At 57.6% G+C, this 19,897-nt stretch carries 15 protein-coding genes; all 15 read left to right on the top strand.

The window, feature by feature from the left end; all coding sequences use genetic code 11:
* Window positions 1-7 precede the first annotated feature (7 nt).
* The 15 genes from ACTQYB_RS00440 to ACTQYB_RS00370 all read left to right on the top strand — a co-directional run bounded on the left by ACTQYB_RS00440 (window position 8) and on the right by ACTQYB_RS00370 (window position 19,854).
* Window positions 8-2,041 (top strand): dipeptide ABC transporter ATP-binding protein, encoded by a 2,034-nt coding sequence (locus ACTQYB_RS00440; protein ID WP_441481645.1) that lies wholly within the window; start codon window positions 8-10, stop codon window positions 2,039-2,041.
* Window positions 2,042-2,408: 367 nt separating this feature from the next.
* The gene (locus ACTQYB_RS00435) at window positions 2,409-3,269 is read left to right on the top strand and encodes an exodeoxyribonuclease III (RefSeq protein ID WP_033505226.1); all 861 of its coding nucleotides are present in this window, start codon (window positions 2,409-2,411) and stop codon (window positions 3,267-3,269) included.
* A gap of 130 nt (window positions 3,270-3,399) precedes the next feature.
* Complete coding sequence (locus ACTQYB_RS00430; RefSeq protein WP_441481646.1) at window positions 3,400-4,308, top strand: DUF3710 domain-containing protein; 909 nt, start codon at window positions 3,400-3,402, stop codon at window positions 4,306-4,308.
* Between the two features lie 8 nt (window positions 4,309-4,316).
* Window positions 4,317-5,063 carry a DUF3159 domain-containing protein gene (locus ACTQYB_RS00425; protein WP_441481647.1) on the top strand — a complete coding sequence of 249 codons (747 nt, stop codon included), beginning with the start codon at window positions 4,317-4,319 and terminating at the stop codon, window positions 5,061-5,063.
* A 183-nt stretch (window positions 5,064-5,246) separates the two neighbouring features.
* Window positions 5,247-6,551, top strand: coding sequence for a class I SAM-dependent RNA methyltransferase (locus ACTQYB_RS00420; RefSeq protein WP_441481648.1), 1,305 nt, complete (start codon window positions 5,247-5,249; stop codon window positions 6,549-6,551).
* 349 nt (window positions 6,552-6,900) lie between these two features.
* A complete protein-coding gene (locus tag ACTQYB_RS00415; protein ID WP_412171110.1) occupies window positions 6,901-8,340 on the top strand; it encodes a hypothetical protein in 1,440 nt (479 codons plus the stop codon).
* Window positions 8,337-9,437: a hypothetical protein gene (locus ACTQYB_RS00410; protein WP_441481649.1), complete on the top strand. Its 1,101-nt coding sequence runs from the start codon at window positions 8,337-8,339 to the stop codon at window positions 9,435-9,437. Before ACTQYB_RS00415 ends, ACTQYB_RS00410 begins: the two co-directional genes overlap by 4 nt.
* A gap of 53 nt (window positions 9,438-9,490) precedes the next feature.
* Entirely contained in the window at window positions 9,491-9,787 is a 297-nt protein-coding gene (locus ACTQYB_RS00405) for a hypothetical protein (RefSeq protein ID WP_441481650.1), read from the top strand.
* 1,362 nt (window positions 9,788-11,149) lie between these two features.
* Window positions 11,150-11,464 (top strand): ADP-ribosylglycohydrolase family protein, encoded by a 315-nt coding sequence (locus ACTQYB_RS00400; RefSeq protein WP_412171106.1) that lies wholly within the window; start codon window positions 11,150-11,152, stop codon window positions 11,462-11,464.
* A complete protein-coding gene (locus ACTQYB_RS00395) occupies window positions 11,383-12,327 on the top strand; it encodes an ADP-ribosylglycohydrolase family protein (protein ID WP_412171105.1) in 945 nt (314 codons plus the stop codon). Before ACTQYB_RS00400 ends, ACTQYB_RS00395 begins: the two co-directional genes overlap by 82 nt.
* A 56-nt stretch (window positions 12,328-12,383) precedes the next feature.
* Window positions 12,384-12,986, top strand: a complete 603-nt coding sequence (locus ACTQYB_RS00390; RefSeq protein WP_412171104.1) for a hypothetical protein — start codon at window positions 12,384-12,386, stop codon at window positions 12,984-12,986.
* 146 nt (window positions 12,987-13,132) lie between these two features.
* Entirely contained in the window at window positions 13,133-14,197 is a 1,065-nt protein-coding gene (locus ACTQYB_RS00385) for a YeiH family protein (RefSeq protein ID WP_441481652.1), read from the top strand.
* A 224-nt stretch (window positions 14,198-14,421) separates the two neighbouring features.
* A complete protein-coding gene (locus ACTQYB_RS00380) occupies window positions 14,422-16,200 on the top strand; it encodes an oleate hydratase (RefSeq protein WP_318355894.1) in 1,779 nt (592 codons plus the stop codon).
* A 147-nt stretch (window positions 16,201-16,347) separates the two neighbouring features.
* Window positions 16,348-17,208 (top strand): LysR family transcriptional regulator, encoded by an 861-nt coding sequence (locus ACTQYB_RS00375; protein WP_441481653.1) that lies wholly within the window; start codon window positions 16,348-16,350, stop codon window positions 17,206-17,208.
* A gap of 96 nt (window positions 17,209-17,304) precedes the next feature.
* Window positions 17,305-19,854, top strand: coding sequence for an HAD-IC family P-type ATPase (locus ACTQYB_RS00370; protein ID WP_441481654.1), 2,550 nt, complete (start codon window positions 17,305-17,307; stop codon window positions 19,852-19,854).
* Window positions 19,855-19,897 lie beyond the last annotated feature (43 nt).

Here is a 19,897-nt window from a genome sequence, read left to right as displayed (position 1 = left end):
GCATGTGATGACTGAGAACACCAATACCAATGCGAAGGACGAGGCCGCACAGCGGCTCGAGGCGATGCAGCGCGAACAGGGCCCGCTGCTGGAAGTACAGCATCTGAAGGTCGATTTCACCGACGACAACGGGCATGACGTCCATGCCGTGCGCGACGCCTCATTCAACGTCTATCCCGGACAGTGGGTGGCGATCGTGGGCGAATCCGGTTCCGGCAAATCCACGTCCGCTATGGCGGTCTTGGGCCTGCTTCCGGGTACCGGACACGTGGTCGGCGGCTCCATCAAGCTCGAAGGCCAGGAGATTTCCGGTCTCAAGAGCAAGGAGTATGACCAGCTGCGCGGCAGCAAGATGGGCCTGGTCCCGCAGGACCCGATGAGCAACCTCAACCCGGTGTGGCGCATCGGCACCCAGGTCAAGGAAGCGCTTGTCGCCAACCATATGGACATCTCGCATGAGAAGCGGTCCAAACTTGCGAAAGCGCTTGCAGGCGATGAAGTCAACGTCAAAAGCGAAGATGACGAGACCTTCATCGGCTCGGCTGAACTTCCTGCGTTGCTTGGCGCCGCCAAGCAGGCGCTCACCGAGATCGGCATGAGCGGTAAGAAGCTTGACAATGCGATGGAGTTCTTCACTGAAGAATGGACGCCTGGCTCCGAGACCCGTTGGCGTGTGGCCGACGACCTCATCAAGGCTGGCGTAAACGATGACAAGGCCTGGCAGATCGCCAAGGAGCATGTCACCGGTTCGAATATGAACGACCGCATCGCCGGCCTCCTTGATGAAGCCGGCCTGCCGGACGCTGCGACGCGTGCGCGCCAGTATCCGCACGAGTTCTCCGGCGGTATGCGCCAACGCGCGCTGATCGCCATCGGTCTGGCATGCCGTCCTGACCTGTTGATTGCCGACGAACCGACGTCCGCGCTCGACGTGACCGTCCAGAAGCGCATCCTCGACCATTTGCAGACGCTCACCGATTCGCTGGGCACTGCAGTGCTGTTCATCACGCATGATCTGGGTCTGGCGGCGGAACGCGCGCAGCATATTGTCGTGATGTATAAGGGACAGGTTGTCGAATCCGGCCCATCGCTCGAAGTGTTGCAGCACCCGATGCACCCGTATACCAAGCGGCTGGTCGCGGCGGCTCCGTCGCTCGCCTCGCAGCGCATCATCTCCGCGAAAGAACGCGGTCAGAATGCGGATGCGTTGCTCGAGCACCAGGTCAAGGGCGAGCAGACGCTGGAGAAGAGCGAACACATTATCACTGTCGAGCATCTGACGAAGGAATTCAAGCTTCCGCGCAAGAAAGAGATGTTCAAGGCGGTGGATGACGTGTCCTTCTCCGTCAAGCGCGGTACGACGCTCGCCATCGTGGGAGAATCCGGCTCTGGCAAGTCGACCGTCGCGAACATGGTGTTGCGGCTGCTTGAGCCCACGTCGGGTAAGGTTTTCTACGAAGGCAAGAACATTGCGGACTTCGGCAAGGCCGAGCTGCTGGACTTCCGTCGGCATGTCCAGCCGGTCTTCCAGAACCCGTATGGTTCGCTCGACCCGATGTACTCGATCTACCGGTCCATCGAGGAGCCGTTGCGCATCCACCATATCGGCGACAAGAAGAGCCGTGCGAAGCGTGTGCGCGAGCTGCTTGACATGGTCGAACTGCCTGAATCTGTGATGACCCGGTATCCGAACGAGCTGTCCGGCGGCCAGCGTCAGCGCATCGCGATCGCACGTGCCATGGCGCTCGACCCGGATGTCATCATCTGCGACGAGGCGGTGTCCGCGCTCGATGTGCTGGTGCAGGACCAGGTGCTTCATCTGCTCAATGATTTGCAGGCGGAACGCGGGCTGAGCTACCTGTTCATCACGCATGATCTCGCGGTTGTCCGTCAGATCGCCGACGAGGTGGTCGTGATGCAACACGGCAAGCTGGTCGAACACGCCACAACCGACGAGGTGTTCGACCACCCGCAGCAGCAGTACACGCGCGACCTGCTCGACGCGATTCCGGGAGGCAAGCTCAAGCTCGGTCTCGACTGATTCGCAGCCTGTTGCAGATACATCCCATAACCGTCTACCGACGCTAGGAACCCCTTCAACGTCGGTAGACGGTTTTGTATTTCTGCCGACGCTGGGACCGTGCTGCGTGTCGGTAGAAGGTTGTGCCGACACTGAGACTGTCCTGCGTGTCGGTAGAGGGTTGTGGGGCTTCCGTCTCAGAGTCTGCCTCTCTGCTGGTCTTTCTCACAAACTGGTTACGCCGGGATGGCCGTAAGCGTAGCCAGTTTGTACGGATGGGAGGTACAGGTGGACACGCGGATGAACGCATAACCGGTGCAGAAACGAAGGTAACGGACGCTCAAGAGCGCGTGACGTCTCGTAGGGGAGCGCTGCTAGGCTCGGAGCCATGAGCATTGTGATCACGACATCGAATGTCAACGGCCTACGTGCGGCGAACCGCAAGGGCATCATGCATTGGGTGCAAGAGCATACGCCTGACGTCTGGTGCATGCAGGAGGTCCGCGCGCCCCAGAAGGAAATCGACCCGATTTTCAACAAGATTGCCGATACCTACGTGGACTCCGGGAAAATCGCCAATCCCGCCGATTTCCACACCATGGACGAAGTCTGCCGTATCAAAGGTCGCGCCGGCGTTGGGCTGCTGTCGACGCTGCCGGTAGTCGCCACCCGGTATGGGCTACCCGGGCTTGAGGAAGACGTGGATTCCGGACGCTGGATTGAGGCGGATGTCCGCACCCCGCAAGGCTACGAGATTACGGTCGTATGCGTGTACGTGCATTCCGGCGATGTTGACGATCCGAACAAGATGCACCAGAAATTCCGTTTCCTCGACACCATGCTCACCCGCATGGGGCAGCTGCGCGACGAGGCGGCGCACGGCGGCAAGCAGGCGGTGCTGTGCGGCGATTTCAACATCGCGCACACCCCGCTCGACATCAAGAACGCGAAGGCGAATGTGACCCACTCCGGCTTCTTGCCCGAGGAGCGCGCGTATATCGACAAATGGCTCGGCGAGTACGAGTTCGTCGATGTGATGCGCGAGCTTGCCGGTGACATCCAAGGGCCGTACACGTGGTGGAGCCAGCGCGGCAGGGCGTTCGACAATAACACCGGTTGGCGCCTGGACTACCAGTTCGCCACGCCAGAGCTCGCGCAGACCGCACGCGGATTCACCATCGACAAGGCGCCCACTTACGACGCCCGTTGGTCCGACCACGCGCCGCTGAGCATCACGTACGACGTGTGAACAGCAGTTGTCGTCCCTGAGACCTGCCGATGCCGGCTTCAGCCGCGCGAACGCACGACATCGCGTTCACAGCTGGCTTTCATCTGCGGTGTTATTCTTGGGACTGTCATATCCGTAGAAACGAGGAGCTGTGGGATTGTTCGGATTCGGCAAGAAGAAGCATCATGACGATGATGCCGCGCGCGACAAGGACGCGAAGAAGGCACACCAGAACGCGGTTGATGCCAACGGCAGCAAGGCAGCCGCGGCTGACGACAACGAAGCGAAACAGTCGGAAGTAGCCGCGCAAGCCAAGGAACAGAACGCATCCCAGGGTGCCGAGGAGCAAGTGGACTATCCCACCGAGGTGAGCGAAGAGTATGAAGGCCGCGGTGAGGACTGGGGCCCGTGGGATGTGCGCGACGAATACGTCCCCGACTATGATGAGTACCTCGACCTTGGTGCCTACTACATCCCGTTCATGAAGGGCATCGAGCTGCGCATCAAAGCCGCCCGCGCGAATAAGGCGGTGCTGGGCGCCACCATTACGTACGGCACGTCAAGCCTGGAAGTCGAGGCGTTCGCCGCGCCGAAGACGCTGGGATTGTGGGACGACGTACGCGCCGACCTGCTGGATTCCAAGAGTGATGTCGCCAAGGAAGTGCCGGGCGTATTTGGCATGGAGCTCATTCTGCCGGTCCCGATCAAGGAAGGCAAGATGGTGACCACACGCATCGTGGGCGTGGACGGCCCGCGTTGGATGCTGCGTGGCATTTTCTCCGGCAAGGCCGCGACCGATCCGGATGACGAGGAAACACAGGCGCTGAACCGCTTCTTCTCGCAAATCGTCGTGGAACGTGGAGAAGAGCCGCTCGCTCCGCGCGACCTGATTCCGATGCATGCGCCGGTCACTCCGGGCGAGCGTAAGGCCGCTGCAGAGCAATCGCAGCAGGGAAACGCCGAGATTCCGCAGCGCCCGAAGGGTCCGTTCGACTCCGATCAGCAAGTAGAGCAGAAGACCACCTTGTCCCGTGGCCCGATGTTCTCCGAAGTGCGTTGAGTGGCGCGATGCCGGATTCGGCCCAGAACCGCAAACCGCGTACCGGTGTCGCCGCCCTCACTCAAGCGGGGGACGGTGATTTCTCCGTCATCGAGGCGATTGGCGGCCCGCGTGGCGTCGTGGAATCGATGCTGCCAGGCTTCGTTTTCGTCGTGATGTTCGTTGTCACGTCCGATTTGCGCCTGACGGTGATGGTATCCGCGATACTCGCCGTAGTACAAGTGCTGGCCCGGCTTGTCCAACGCCAGTCGGTCATGGGTGCGTTGAGCGGATTGGTGTCGGTCGCAATCTGCCTGGTGTGGGCGTGGCACAGCCATGAGGCGCGCAATTACTATATGTTCGGCTTCATCACGAATGCCGTGTATATCGTGCTGCTGGGCATCTCGTTGATTGCACGGGTGCCGGGGCTTGGGCTGGTGGTCGAGTTCATCCGGTCGTTGCCGACTGAGCATTTCCGCGATTGGTTCCGCGGTTGGATGGACGACAAACCGCTCAAACGCGCGTATATGACGATAACCGCGCTGTGGGTGGGTGTGTTCGCGCTCCGTCTGCTCGTGCAGGTTCCGCTGTATCTGTCTGACCGGGTGGCGTGGCTGGGTACGGCTCGTCTGCTGATGGGCATTCCGTTCTGGGCGTTGGCGATTTGGGTGTCGTATTTGATTGTCGCCACGCCGATGCATCGGCATCGTGAGCTTGAGCGTGCGGCACAACGGCAATCGGAGGATGGGGAAAACAAGACTGCGGAACGCGGCTGATGATGTCATATGGCGGATGGTGTGCAGGGTGTGCGCATCATCCGCCATTATCGTGTTCTGGGCACTAGGTTGTGCTAGGTTGTTGCACCAGCAAGTTGCGGTCGGCATGTCGATGTCCGGGCCGCTTGATTGGCCGGCGCGTACACCGCCCGGCTGTTGGCAGGCAGGAAAGTGATAGGAAATATGCAGGTAGAAGTGCGTATCGAGCGGTATGCCGATCAGGGTCGCTGTGTCGGCCATATCGATGGCCGTGTGGTGTTCGTCAGGTTCGCGCTTCCGGGGGAGTTGGTGCGCGTCGAACTTGATGAGCCGCATGACCGTGATGACCGGTTCTGGACCGGCGAAGTGGCGGAGGTGCTTGAAGCCAGCCCGGATCGTGTCGAACCTGTCTGGCGGTTGGCGGGACCATTGGCGCAAGGCGGCGGCGTCGGGGGAGCGGACTTGGTGCATGTGAGTCTGCCGGGGCAGCTTGCTTGGAAGTCCGCGGTGATTACCGATCAGATGCATCGCATGGGGCATGTCGAGTGTGATCCAGTGCCGGTTGAACGTGCCGATCATGATGTGGAACTCGGCGGGCTGAATTGGCGTACACGCATTGAGATGATCGCCGATGAGCATGGAATGCCGTCCATGCGCCGTCGGGGTTCGCATGTGCGGGTCCCGATTGACACCATGCCGCTTGCATCCCGTGCGCTGCTTGCGGTGGCGGACGAGGAGCGCATCTGGGATGGTAGTTTTGAGCCTGGTTCTCAAATCAGATTATCCGTGCCGGAACCACGTGGCATCGATACCACTCATGCTGATTCGCAGGCGTTGCTGAAAGCGGTCGGCAACAATTACGCCGTACTGGTTGATGGCGAGTTGCGTGCGGGGTCGAAGCATCTGCACGAATCTGTGACAGTTGCCGGTGAAACGTTCGATTATCGTGTGGATGCGAATGGTTTCTGGCAGGTGCACCGCATGGCTCCGGTGATGCTTGCCAATCATGTGGTGGACTTGGTTCGTCGGGTGCTTGATGGCCGTAAGCAGGCCGTGTTGTGGGACTTGTATTCCGGCTCCGGGTTGTTCACACTGCCGCTGAGTATGCTTGCCGCGGAGCGTACGCGCATGCTCAGTATCGAAGGCGGACGCACCGCGGTGCGCAACGCTCAATATAATCTGCGGCATCGCCGGATCAGTTCCGCGGATGCCCGGGTTGGTGATGTTCGCCGCACGTTGCAGCATGTCCCCAGCGACTTGGCTCATCCTGATGTTGTTGTGCTTGACCCGCCGCGTGCCGGTGCGAAGGCGGCGGTGTGCCGTCAGATCGCCGAAAGCGGCGCGAAAGCGGTCATCTACATCGCCTGCGATCCGACGAGCCTCGCCCGCGATACCGCTACGCTTGTCGGCGAGCTTGGTTATCGCCTCGCAGATATCCGCGCTTACGACATTTACCCGATGACCCACCATGTTGAGACGGTGGTATTGATGTCGAGGGTAAAAGACTGAGTGTACGGAAAGGCTTGATATAAGGGATTTTCGAGGTTTGATAGCAAAAATGCGATGTGTGAAAACGCAAAATTATTGCTCCGTGGGAATAAGTCCAAAGGCATGATCTTGAACGCGACAGAGCGATTTAGATGTCATAGTTTGGCGTGTGGCCAGGTTAGATGTCAGCGGTTCGTGTGCGGTCGATTTAGATGTTTTTCGGATTTGGTAGGGTTGCGTGAAAAGGATAGATGCTGGGTCTATTGACCTCCTCGGCTTTACTCTCAAGGAGATTGATAACTTAAAAATAAGGTTCAACCAGACATTCGGATATAACGCAAACTAAAAGAAAAGAAGGGAGTATAACAGCATGAACCACGCAGAAGGAACAAACCGATTCGTTCTTGGAATGAGTGTTGCTGACGATGGGTTCAGCTTTACATCTTCCATCGAAACTGCATTAATATCTGCGGGAACTGAAATACAGAGCCTGGAAGAGACAATCAAGTCAGTTGAGAGTCTCAGACCGAATTGTGATAAGTTGGATTATGCGTTGGCTGCAAGTTCAGGAGTTCTGTGTGACATCATCGATATTTTTCTGGTTGGAAAACCCGGAGAGTCACCGCTTGGCGATGTTACTGATAAGTGGTTTGCAAATCGGACAACTGATTTCGCTAAACTGTGTGGATGGGATGGCAAAGGGGATGATTCACTGTCATCGGCAATTGGATTTCTTGAGAAGAAATTTAAAATCCCATATGACCAGCGCGGAGCCGGTGATGCTGCCAGTAGCATATTTGACTTGAATCCTACAAATCATCATTTCAAATCACTTGGACATAATCCTACTTTGCTTGGTTTGTTCTTTTCTATATTAGATCAGTTCACAAATCAATCGCACTTTGTTTCCGGCGGAAAATTGACATCTTTACAGGATGCTGATGGAAAATTTGAACTTCGCGGCAATAGTGTTCCAGCAAAATTGTTTTGTGGGTTCGTCAACTGGTTTGGCCATTTGATTTCCGATATGTCCGGATCATCCGGCAGTAAAGGCCGAGGTATGGGAATACCTTCTCCGTTTTGGGCATGGACGAATGATATTATTGCAATAAAGAGAAAACTGAACATTCCCGTTTCACAGTTTGACAACACAATCAATGAGCTGGCTCTGAGCATATACAAAGAAGGATATGACATCCGCTTTCAAGCGACCCAGGTCATTCCAGTCTTTATCAATGAAATCATTGTCAGGTTGGTATATGCGATAAGGCGATTGGTAAAATATTTCGTAACAACAGAGAAAGAAGAACGTTCGGCATCCGCTATGTGGAAAGCTTGTGAGCCGTTCTCGAATCCCACAGTAAAAAGAATGCTTACAGTAGCGCACGGTACCTTCTGCATGATGGATCTCAGCGATGCAACCATACGGGCGTTCATAACCGGAGGCGGTACCTTCGATGTGGCTGAATTTTCTCTTCAGCTTAACATAGTGGGAGTGGGACGTTTCACGATTTCATTGTATGGCGAAGCAAAGCGGGCCATTGTAATACGAAAAGCTGAGTCCGAAGCTCAGTTTGCAAGAAGAGAAATGACCATCGTAGAAAACTATCTGAGCGGACTCTCATTATTATCTGAGTTATACGATGATAAGGATCTTGTAGATTTTGTTGATGACTTTAAGAACAGTGATATGTATGTTCAGGCGTTCCAGAAATCTGCCCGGTTGGCAGAGCTCAGAAAGGTCCCTGATAATAATATACTTAGGACAAAATCCGATATAGATTCATATTTTGGAGGCAACAGACGATGAACAAGAAAAAATCGAGGTTAGAACTTGTTCAAGAGCAGACAGAATCAGCTATCAAGAAAACAAATGAAAAAATTGACGAGTTGGGTACATACACAAGCCAGCTTTGTGATGAACTGAACACCATACAAGAACTCTTTGACGATATTAGGAATGTTCCGAGCGAGAAGCAATTAGAGTATGAAAAACTGAAAAAAATTCGTTTGAACTGGAAGCAGCAAGCAGAAAAGATCGAATCAGATTACAAAAATGCCGCCGCAATAAAAGCTGGGGAAGGTGCTGCTGGTGTAGGCGCCGGAGTCGCAGTTGCGGCCCTTGGCCCTACTGCCGCAATGGGAATTGCGACAACGTTCGGTGTTGCTTCAACAGGAACAGCTATATCTACATTGAGTGGCGCGGCAGCTACCAACGCGGCACTAGCTTGGTTGGGCGGAGGTGCGCTTGCGGCCGGTGGTGGAGGAATGGCTGCCGGAAATGCATTCCTAGCTCTTGCTGGACCTGTCGGTTGGGCGATTGCAGGAGTTGCACTTGTGGGCAGCGGTCTTCTGCTATGGAAAGAGAAAAGCGATCAGAACCGTCTTGAGGATATTTTTACCCTCATCAGCAAGCGTGATGTTAAATCATATGAACTTGCTATTGTTGAAATAAATGAACGTATAAACCGCATTCAAGATGAAAGTCAAAAACTCAATTGTGCAACCGAAAAAACAAGAGCATTTGGCTTGGATTACAACTTAATGACGGAGGCACAGCAATATGAATTGGGTTCTTATGTGAATCTGATGAATTCTTCTACTCAATTGCTGGTTAATCCGATAACTGGATTGCAGCCAAAATATGACAAAGACAATCTGAAGGAATATATAGCTTTCAGTAAAAAGAAGATTGATGATAAGCAGAAATCTTTGATGGTTTCTCTCTCCAATCTCTTGTATAAGATAAATCTTGATGAAAGAGATAAGACACTATTATGGAAGTCTTTCAAAGGAAACAAGAAGTTCTTGTCTTCGATAGGAATGTCAAAGAAAGATTTTGAATTTTCAATTATTGAAACGGTAACTGATGCTCTTAAGCATAAGTATCGTTCAGAGCAAGGTTGATATGATTAGAACAAGCAAGGCACCCTACGTTGAATTTTCGTAGAGTACCTTGCTTGATTTCTTACTTATTCTTTAACATCAACCATCACACCGGATTTGAATTCCACAATGAATTTATCCTCGCAGATGGTGACTTTTTCAATCAGCCGCCGGACAAGCAGCTCGTCGTATTCCGTAATGGCAGTTGGCTGTTTCTGCAGGAAGTCACCCATATCGGTGATGCGTTTTTTCAGTTCATCCCGCCCGACGTTATCAAGCTGTGCTTTTTGCTTTTCCTTGTGCAGGCGGTAAATCTCGTCGGCGACAAAAGTGTGATCGCCGTAAGCCTTGCGTTTCTGACGTCATTCTGACAACGTATAATAGGCTACACCACGTTGTGCGGCTGCCTGCTTGATTCCAACTTCATCTGTGAGCTTGACCGCTTCTTCTTTGAATTCCTTATCATATTTCCGCATAACACACCATCCTGTCTTTCTTTGACACTTTTGGTGTGTTTGCCCTCTACATTTTTATGATATCACTCCAATCCAACATCAATCAGAAGTAATCGAGCCATGTGGAAACGGTGGCGTTGTTCACGTGGGGGTAAGACCCGTACGGTGAAAGCCCTTGACTTCAGGGCGTTTCCCAGTCATTCGGGATTTCAGGGTGCCGTGTGAAGACGCCATGCGAAGTGCGGACTTGAATAATCAAGATCTGTGCTAATGAGTATGAACTCGTTGTTGAAGCCGGGGCGATAAGTTCCAGTTTGGCGATGGCACGGACGGGAGGTTGGCAGGGAACGCCTGCCCGTGGCGACGTCGATCGTCATGACGGATTCGAACTCCATGTGTGCGCTGCTAAGTAGAGATGGACTGGTTCCGGTTTCGTTGTGCGGTTTCCAGCTCAGTCTGTGGATCTGAGCGGATGAGTGGCTGGTGTGTCGGTGACCGGCCTTCGAGGCGTTGACGGATTGTTGATATTCCGGGGGTTTGTTGTGTGATTGGAGTTGCGGGATGTACTACGACCGGTGTGGATGTGGACTGGATCGGTTTTCGGGTTTCGTCCTCCGATTTGGTCCGTGATTCTGGTGTCCAGATTGGCAAGTCTGACGGCGGCGGACCGCGATGATGCGCCTTGACCATTGAAATTCCGGGGATTTGTGATGATCCCGCGGCTGGCGGTCCGGCGCCGGTGGGTGCGGGCGTGGACTGGTTGTGATTTCGTCGTGTGATTTCCGATTCAGTCCGTGGATCTGAGCGGATGAGTGGCCGGTGCGCCGATGTCAGGTCTTCGAGGTGCGGGGCGCTGGCTTTCGAGGTAGTGGGAATCCTTGGAATTCCGCAGTGTTGCAGTGTTGCGGTAATTTGGTAGTCTGGCCAGACTCAGTGCGGCCCGTTGATGTCCGTTGTCGTCGAGACTGATTCCTATTCCGCCCGGTGTTTTCCGATTCGGTGCAGCGAGGTACGGTCGTCCGCCAATATCCTATTCTCCTTCCCTCACCGTTCTCTAGCCGCCCCGTTCCTCAAACCGCTTAGATCGAACGACGAGACTGTCCGAAAAAGTGATGACGCCGTACGAATCAACACGGTCATTCTCCTTATACGTCAGTGAATGATTCGGCCGCATACCAATGGGGGCGAGCGCGTCGAACGCAAGCCAAGTCGACGACCGATTCGATACCGGGTATGGTGTGAGAAAGGGTTCATTCCAGGAATCTGGCGAGAGGGACGATGGCGAACATGGCGACAGACAAGGATTTTCTCAGGGACATCGACCAATACCGCGGGTGTCTTCTTGGCTTCGCCGCCGGCGATGCGCTCGGATATCCCGTTGAGACCATGACCGAAGCGCAGATTTCGCGTGTGTACGGGGCGCATGGAATCACCCGGTACCATCTCAAGGGTGGGGTTGCGCAAATTTCCGCCAGCACGCAGATGATGCTTTTGCCGCGACAGGGTTGCTGGTGGGCACCACGCGCGGGATCGTCCGAGGAATCATGGGGCCGTATGAGGGCTATATCCGCTGCTGTTATCAGGATTGGCTGAAAACTCAGATTCTTGCCTTTGCACAACTGCAGGATGGGCAGTACCATTATTCGTGGCTCATCGATGTCCCGGAGATGTTCAATGTCAGATCGCCCGGAAAGACATGCGTTTGCGCACTGATTGATTCGCAGCCTGGGTCGTCGCAGATCGCAATCAATACCAGCAAGGGGTGTGGCGGAATGCTGCCAGTAGCGCCGATAGGCCTGTATCGGGAGGCATCCTTACGCAGTGATGTCCCGCTTGACACAATTGGTGCGAAGACCGCGGAATTGACCCATGGGCATGAACTGGGTTGCATGCCTGCCGCGGCATTCGTTCATATCGTTGACAAGATCACGCATGAAGGAATGACGATTGGTCAGGCGGTCGACGATGCCATAACGGCGATTCCGGAGTTGTTCCCGCAGTGCCGGCATATGGGGGAGTTTCGGGCAATCATGTCGCGGGCAGCGGCGTTGGCGGCAGCGCATCACGCAGACGAAGACGACCTTGCCGCTATTCATGCGCTAGGTTCAGGCTGGGTCGCGGAGGAGACGCTCGCCATTGCAGTGTATTGTGCGCTGCGGTATCCGATTGATTTCCGCAAAGCCGTCCACGCGGCGGTCAACCACAGCGGAAACAGCAATGCGACCGGTGCTGTCACAGGAAGTATCGTCGGGGCATCCGTGGGTTATTCTGGAATTCCTCGCACATTTGTCGATGATTTGGAGCTGAGGCAGGTGATTCTCACGGTGGCGGATGACCTGTATCATGACTGCCCGGAAATATTGGTCAAGTCGCAATACGAAACAATAACCGATAAGCAGGCTGCCTGGTGGGAAACCAAGTATATCGGGAATACCTTGCATCCGCGGAATTGGTAGCTCGCTCCGCGCGATTATTGGCTACATCTCGATGACCTCAGGCTAGGATGGGCCGTATGGCTAGGAACAGGGTCGCGGCGGCGTGCATGGCCGCTATCTGCGCGATGGCGATGGGCGTCGCGCTCGCAGGTTGCACACCGAAAGGCGTCGCCGTGGGAGCGTCGCATGACGACACGCAGAACGTGGCGCACGACAGCATCGATCGACAGGATGTCACCGTCGGTGTGGTCGGTGCATTGGGAAACCCGCCGGTGTCCGATGCCATGGTCATGAGCGATCTTGACGAGGCGGGGTTGCATGCGTTCTTCGCTTCCACGACCGATACCGCCGATGCGACGCAGGCGGCGCAGCAGGCGGTCCGAGATTGGGCATCGCAGCGGGTTTCGGTGATTGTCATCAATGCGCTCGATGTGACGGATGCGACCTCGCAATCCTGGGTTGATGCCTTGGGCTCCGCGCGCGATGCCGGAGTGCCCGTCGCCCTGCTTGACCCAGAGAATCCGCCACAGGACACCACGTTGTACGCAGCGGTGCTGCGTATGGGCACTGATCCGGCAGATAGTGACCGCAATGTCGGTCCGTCGACGTATAAGCTGGATGCCGCGCTGTCGCTGATCATCAATGACAATCCTCATCCCGTCACCATGCGTATCAGCTAATTCGCACTGGTGGCACGGTGCGGGCGCGGGGAGCGCTGTCTGAGTGTCGCGAGGTGTGCGGCTCGCACAATCGTATCGGAAAATCCGATACCAGACATTGAAGACACGCATTTGATTGATACGTCGCTGTCAGACAAGATGGCTTCATGACAAGAATCAAGACATTCCTCAAAGCCATCTGCACCACCGATATGCTGCTTGTCGCGCTCGTGACCTGCGCGGCATCCGTCGTTGGGTCCTTGCTGGCCGGTCTGCCGGCGTTCAGCCTGTTCGGTGCACTCATCATCGCACTGATCATCGGCATGCTTCTGCAAATCCCGATGCGCGCATGGTTCGCTGGGGCCGGCGCCCGGCATGCGCAAGGCATCGGCGGTGCAGCGGGGCTCATCGCCAACAAGCTGCTGCGGCTGGGCATCATCCTGCTCGGATTCAAGCTCAATCTCGACGTGCTGTTCGCAACCGGCGTCAAAACCATTGTCATCGCGGCGATTATTGTCACGCTCACCATCACCGTCACGTACGTTATCGCCAGAAAACTCGGTGTCGACGAGCATCTCGCGATCCTCACAGCAGGCGGGACCGGCATTTGTGGTGCCGCTGCGGTCATGGGCCTGTCCGGATCCATTACCATGCCGAAGGGCGAGGAGCAGCGCGGACGGGATGACGAGGTCATGGCGGTGGCGACCGTCGCAATCATGGGTACGGTATTCGCGCTCGCACAAATCGCGTTGCGCCCGGTCCTCGGGTTGACCGACGCGCAATTCGGCACGATGGGCGGCGCCTCGCTCCATGAAATTGCGCACGCGGTCGCGGTCGGCGGTTCGGCGGGTGACACCGGTATGAATGCGGCGATCATCATGAAACTCTCCCGGGTGCTGATGCTCGCCCCGGCTGCCCTGATCATCGGCGCATGGTGGGCCCGCAGGCATGCCCAGCCCGGCGACGGCCCGCGCAAGGTGCCGATTCCGTGGTTCATGCTCGGCTTCCTCATCGCATCGGTCGCCGGCACGTACCTGCCGTTCGTCGCGCAGTTCACGGACATGCTGGTCAAGGCCGCTTATCTGGTGCTTGGTATGGCGATGGCCGCCCTTGGCATGAACGTCGATTTCAAAGCGATTGCGAGCCGTGGCCGTATGGCGGTGCTCGCCAGCTTCCTTGCCTCGATCCTGCTGGCGGGCGGCGCGTTCCTCGCGGCGAAGTTGCTGTTCTGATTGAGAAGCGCGGGATGTGCGGTACACGCATTCCCGCGCGATTCCCAGCGACGCGATGTCGCGAAACGGCTTTCACACAATTGGACATGTTCCCGCCGATTGTCGATGGTTTTTCCCTCGAACCGATCCTATAATGGTGCTCGTCTCGACGTTGAGACTCGGTTTCGCAAAGGCTCCAAGCCTGCTGTGAGACCGGTGGGCGAAATGACGGCAAAGGAGTCATCATGTACTACTCGGCTGGAAACTATGAAGCCTTCGCGACCCCGGAGAAACCTGAGGGCATCGACGACAAGTACGCGTATATCGTCGGGTCCGGTCTTGCCGGCCTGTCGGCGGCATGCTACCTGATCCGCGACGCCCAGATGCCCGGCGACCATATCACGGTCTTCGAATCCCTGCCGGTGGCCGGCGGCTCCTGCGACGGCATCTACGATGCGACACGCGGCTACATCATGCGCGGCGGCCGTGAGATGGACAACCATTTCGAGGTCATGTGGGACCTGTTCCGTTCCATCCCGTCCATCCAGAACCCCGGAGAGACGATTTTCTCCGAATACTACAAGCTCAACAAGCATGACCCGAACTTCTCCCTGTGTCGCGTCACCGAGAAGCAAGGTCAGGACGCGCACACCGACAAGAAGTACGGGATGAACCCGAAGGCGACGCAGGAGCTGCTGCACCTGTTCATGGCCACGGACGAAGAGCTCGCCGACAAGACCATCGATGACGTGTTCGATGACGATTTCTACAAGACGAACTTCTGGGTGTACTGGCAGACGATGTTCGCGTTCGAGAAATGGCACAGCGCCATCGAGATGAAGCGCTATATGCAGCGTTACATCCATCACATCGACGGATTGCCCGATTTGTCCGCACTGCGTTTCACCCGCTACAACCAGTATGATTCCATGATTCGCCCGATGGTCAAGTACATCACGGACGCCGGGGCGAAGGTGCTGTATGACACGAATGTGACCAACGTGGTGTGCGAGGTGACGCGCAGCCGCAAAGCGGCCCGCCGCATCGAATACACGCAGGGCGGCGAGGCCAAGAGCATCGACCTGACCGACAACGACCTCGTGTTCGTCACCAACGGCTCGCAGGGCGATTGCACCGCGTACGGCGACCAGACACATGCGCCGGTCGTATCCATCAAGAACGGCGAAGGGCCGTCAGTCGAACTATGGAAGAGAATCGCCGCCCAGTCCCCGGATTTCGGACACCCTGAGAAGTTCTTCAAGGACATCGAGGAAACCAGCTGGGAGTCGTGGACGGTCGACACGTCCAACAAGGAGGTTCTCGACGCAATCGAAGCGATCTGCCACCGCGACCCGCTGTCCGGCAAGATCGTGACCGGCGGCATCGTGACCGCCAGGGATTCGAGCTGGCTGCTGTCGTGGACCATCAACCGGCAAGGCCAGTTCCCCGACCAGCCGTCCGACCACTGCCTGATCTGGGTGTACGGCCTCAACTGCTGGCATGACAACGGCGATTTCGTCAAGAAGCCGATGGCGCAATGCACCGGCGAAGAACTGTGCGAGGAATGGCTGTACCACATCGGCATCCCGCAGGACAGAATCAAGCAGTTGGCGAGCGAGGCATGCAACACGACCGCCGCGATGATGCCGTATGTGACGAGCTTCTTCGAACCGCGTCGCGACGGGGACCGGCCGAAGGTCGTGCCCGACGGCTCCGTGAATCTCGCCTTCGTCGGCCAGTACGCCGAAACGCCGCGCGACACCGTGTTCACCACGGAGTATTCGATCCGCACCGGCATGGAAGCGGTGTACACGCTGTGCAATGTCGACCGTGGCGTGCCGGAAGTATGGGGCAGCGTCTTCGACGTGCGTGACCTGCTGACCGCGACGGTCAAACTCGCCGACGGCAAGAAACTCACCGAAATGGACCTGCCGCTCAAAGATCGTCTCGCCCTGCGTGAACTGCTCAAGAAGGTGCAGGGCACCGAGGTCGAGAAGCTGCTCAAGGCGTGCGGGGCGTTGTGATCCATCGGCAGGATGTGCTTGCCCGCCATGGTGTGAATTAGACGTCATTGATTGATACGGAGCCGTGTTCCGGATTTTCCGGGATGCGGCTCCTTTATCCAACGGGATAGTATTCAATGGGGTAGCGCTCAGTGGGATAATACCTGTGTGTTCCCTTTGCTTGAGACGTTTGTGGCGGTGTATGAGACCGGGCAGTTCTCGATTGCGGCTGATGAACTGCGTGTCTCGCAGTCGACGGTGTCGGCGCGGATTGCACAGCTGGAGCAACGGTTGGGGACATCGCTGTTCGAGCGGCATGCGCGTGCCGATGTGACCGCGACACGCGCGGGGGAGACGCTCTACCGTTCCGCTGTGGAGCTTCTTGCGCAATGGCGGCAGACGCAGGAGGATGTCAGCCGGGCGGGGCAGGCGCGCGATCCGTTCCTGCTCATGATGTCGAACACCGCGGCGGTGGCGCTGCTGCCGAGGATCCTGGACGGACTGCGCTCCGCGGGCGCGCTCGAACGCGTCGACATGCATGTCAGGACAGCGAATTCCGACGACATCGTCGAAGCAGTGGAACTGCACCGGGCGCACATGGGAATCGTGGAGAAACCGGTGGCGGCGGAAGGGATTATCCGTACCGCCCTGTGCGATGACCGGCTGGTGCTGGCGGGGGAGCACGCGAACGACCCGGATAACCCGCAGACGGTGTGGCTGCTGCGTGAACACGGGTCCGGCGTGCGCTACTACACGGATCTGTTCTTCTCCCAGCGTGCAATCCAGCCGGCGCATCACATCGAGATATCCGGCAATGCGTCGATTTGTTCGTGTCTTGCCGCGGGTTTCGGCACGTCGCTTGTTTCGCAAGGCGTGGTGCCGGCTGGTGTGCCGACCGCGGAGCTCGGCATGGACTTCTTCAGACGGTTCTCGGGCGTGACGCCGCGTTCCGGGCTGACCGGCGTGCAGCGACAGGTCTGCGGGCTGATTACTTCGCTGTTTGCCACGCGGCTCCATCCCGGAAGCTGAACTGGTGATATGCGGCGTGTCGCGCTGCTATCGTGGGATGAACGCGGTGGTGCCAAGACGTGGGATGCGGACTCGGCGGATATGAAGGAGGCTGGTATGGCGGCGACTCAGGGGAAGGTTGCAAGCGTGGGCATGCCGCATGTGGACGAGCACGGTCTTGACGATGACGCCGTGCAGACCCGTGTGGAACAAGGCCAGACCAACCGTACGGACGAGAGTACGTCCCGCTCGGTGGGCTCGATCATCCGCGCGAACGTGTTCACCCTGTTCAACGCGATTATTCTCACCGCGATGGTGGTCGTGCTGCTCACCGGGTCGTGGAAGGACGCGGTGTTCGGGCTGGTCATCATCATCAACACCGGCATCGGCATCGTCACCGAATTGCGGGCGAAGGTGACGCTCGACCGCCTGTCGATCCTGGTCGCCTCGCCGGTGCTTGTCCGTCGTGGCGGCAAGGATCTCGAGATCGCACCGGCGGATATCGTGCTGGGGGATTTGGTGTGGGTCCGCGCGGGAGAGCAGGTGCCGGCCGATGCCAAGATTCTGCACACGTGGGGGCTTGAGCTTGACGAGTCCATGCTCACCGGCGAATCCCGTACGGTGCGCAAGAAGGAAGGCGATGCTATCTATTCCGGGTCCACCGCGGTCTCCGGCATGGCGCTCGCGCAAGTCGAGGCGGTCGGCGAGCACAGCTACGCGGCGGGGCTCACCGCGCAGGCGAAAGTCTACAAACATAACCTGTCCGATCTGAGTCGTGGTATCAATACGATTCTGCGGGTCATGTCCTTCGTGGTGGTGCCGTTGTGCATTCTGCTGATCTGGTCGCAGTTGCATACGGTCGGCGGGCTCGGCAATGCGATCGCAACCGGGGCATGGCGTCAGGCGGTCGTCTCGGCGGTGGCTGGCGTCGTTGGCATGATTCCCGAAGGCTTGGTATTGCTCACTTCGCTCAACTTCGCCATCGCAGCCATGCGTCTGGCACGGCACAACACGCTCGTGCAGGATCTCGAATCCGTGGAAACGCTCGCCCGTGTGGACTGCCTGAATCTGGACAAGACCGGGACCATCACCGACGGGGGCATCGAGGCCGACGCGCTGGTTCCCGCAACGGCCGACGATTGGGGGCATGCGGGTCTGGGTCATGATGACGCCGTGCAAGCCACCTACGACCTGTGCAACGAGGAGAATCCGAACGCCACCGGCCGGGCGGCCATGGAACTGTTCGCCGCACAAGGCGTGCACCAGGGGACGGTCGCCGCGCGCGTACCCTTCTCGTCCGCTCGCAAGTGGAGCGCTATCGTGCGCGACGACCGCAGCGTATGGGTTATGGGTGCGCCGGAAGTCCTCGCGCGCGGGTTCGCTGACGCCGCACGGCAGGCGGGCAGAGACGCGTCGGCAACAGAAGCGCTGTTCGCCCCGGTGCTCCAACGCGTCCAAACCGAAGCCGCTCAAGGCCATCGTGTGCTCCTGATCGCTCGCGCGCAACTTGTACAAGGCCAGAGTCCCACCATGTTCGCGGACAACCCGGTTCTGCCGTCTGATGCTTGGCCGGCTGCCCTGCTGCTGTGTAGTGAACGTATTAGGGCAGACGCCGAGGCGACCCTGCGCTGGTTCCGCGACCAAGGGGTGCGTTGCCGCGTCATCTCCGGCGACAACCCGACTACCGTGCGTGCGATTGCCGCGAAGGTGAAACTGACCGGTGAGCGTGAGCCGGTAGCCGTTGACGCTCACGACCTGCCTCAGGACATCGACGAACTGTCTCGCGCGCTGGAAGGCATTGACGTGGTCGGTCGCGTGCTGCCTGAACAAAAGCAGACCATCGTCAAGGCGCTGCACGCCTCACGGCATGTGGTCGCGATGACCGGCGACGGCGTCAACGACACGTTGGCGCTCAAAGAAGCCGATCTCGGGGTCGCGATGGGCAATGCCGCGCCCGCCACGAAGGCGGTCGCCGAACTCGTACTGGTCGACTCGAAATTCTCCCATTTGCCTGACGTCGTGGCACGCGGCCGCCAGGTCATGGCCAATATGGAGCGGGTCGCGAGCCTGTTCCTTACCAAAACCGTCTACTCCGCGCTCATTTCCCTCGGCGTCGTCCTGCTGGCGATGCCTTTCCCGTACCTGCCGCGGCATATCTCGTATATCGGCGCCCTGACCATCGGCATGCCCGCGTTCATTCTCGCGCTCGCCCCCAATACGAGACGTTACATCCCCGGATTTTTGGGGCGTGTCGTGCGCTTCGCGCTGCCCGGCGGCATCGCGGTGGGGTTGTCCGTGTTGATCGCCGAAGCTGCGATGCCGGGCGTGCTTGGATGGAACCTGTCCGTACCGGCGGACCTCGCATTGCAACGTTCCTGCTGCGCGATGATCGTCTTCACGCTCGGAGTGCTGGTGCTCGCCCTTGTGGCAAGGCCACTGGCTTCCTGGCGAGGGGTTCTTGTCGCGGTCTTCGCGGCCGCAGGGGTCATCGGCCTGTGCATCCCGCCGGTCGCCGACTTCTTTGCGCTGCATCTGCCGCAGGGGAGCGCGCTGGTTGTGCTTCTCGTCGCGCTGCTCGCATCCGTTGCGATATTCATGCTCTGCCAGCTGGCAAGCCGCCTGCTCGCGCGCATTGTCTCACATAACAGGCAGACACGCCAGAGCTGAAACCACATCACGATACAATACAGGAATAACATCAATCGGCATC

The organism is Bifidobacterium sp. LCP19S3_E9 (assembly GCF_052121135.1).
Lineage (GTDB): Bacteria > Actinomycetota > Actinomycetes > Actinomycetales > Bifidobacteriaceae > Bifidobacterium > Bifidobacterium thermacidophilum.
Note: the sequence above shows the minus strand (reverse complement) of the source record. Positions and strands in the feature narration are given on the sequence as shown.

Coding starts and splice junctions, on each gene's coding strand:
- ACTQYB_RS00440 (WP_441481645.1), top strand. CDS start 8: ATGACTGAGAACACCAATACCAATGCGAAGGACGAGGCCGCACAGCGG.
- ACTQYB_RS00435 (WP_033505226.1), top strand. CDS start 2,409: ATGAGCATTGTGATCACGACATCGAATGTCAACGGCCTACGTGCGGCG.
- ACTQYB_RS00425 (WP_441481647.1), top strand. CDS start 4,317: ATGCCGGATTCGGCCCAGAACCGCAAACCGCGTACCGGTGTCGCCGCC.
- ACTQYB_RS00420 (WP_441481648.1), top strand. CDS start 5,247: ATGCAGGTAGAAGTGCGTATCGAGCGGTATGCCGATCAGGGTCGCTGT.
- ACTQYB_RS00415 (WP_412171110.1), top strand. CDS start 6,901: ATGAACCACGCAGAAGGAACAAACCGATTCGTTCTTGGAATGAGTGTT.
- ACTQYB_RS00410 (WP_441481649.1), top strand. CDS start 8,337: ATGAACAAGAAAAAATCGAGGTTAGAACTTGTTCAAGAGCAGACAGAA.
- ACTQYB_RS00400 (WP_412171106.1), top strand. CDS start 11,150: ATGGCGAACATGGCGACAGACAAGGATTTTCTCAGGGACATCGACCAA.
- ACTQYB_RS00390 (WP_412171104.1), top strand. CDS start 12,384: ATGGCTAGGAACAGGGTCGCGGCGGCGTGCATGGCCGCTATCTGCGCG.
- ACTQYB_RS00385 (WP_441481652.1), top strand. CDS start 13,133: ATGACAAGAATCAAGACATTCCTCAAAGCCATCTGCACCACCGATATG.
- ACTQYB_RS00380 (WP_318355894.1), top strand. CDS start 14,422: ATGTACTACTCGGCTGGAAACTATGAAGCCTTCGCGACCCCGGAGAAA.
- ACTQYB_RS00370 (WP_441481654.1), top strand. CDS start 17,305: ATGGCGGCGACTCAGGGGAAGGTTGCAAGCGTGGGCATGCCGCATGTG.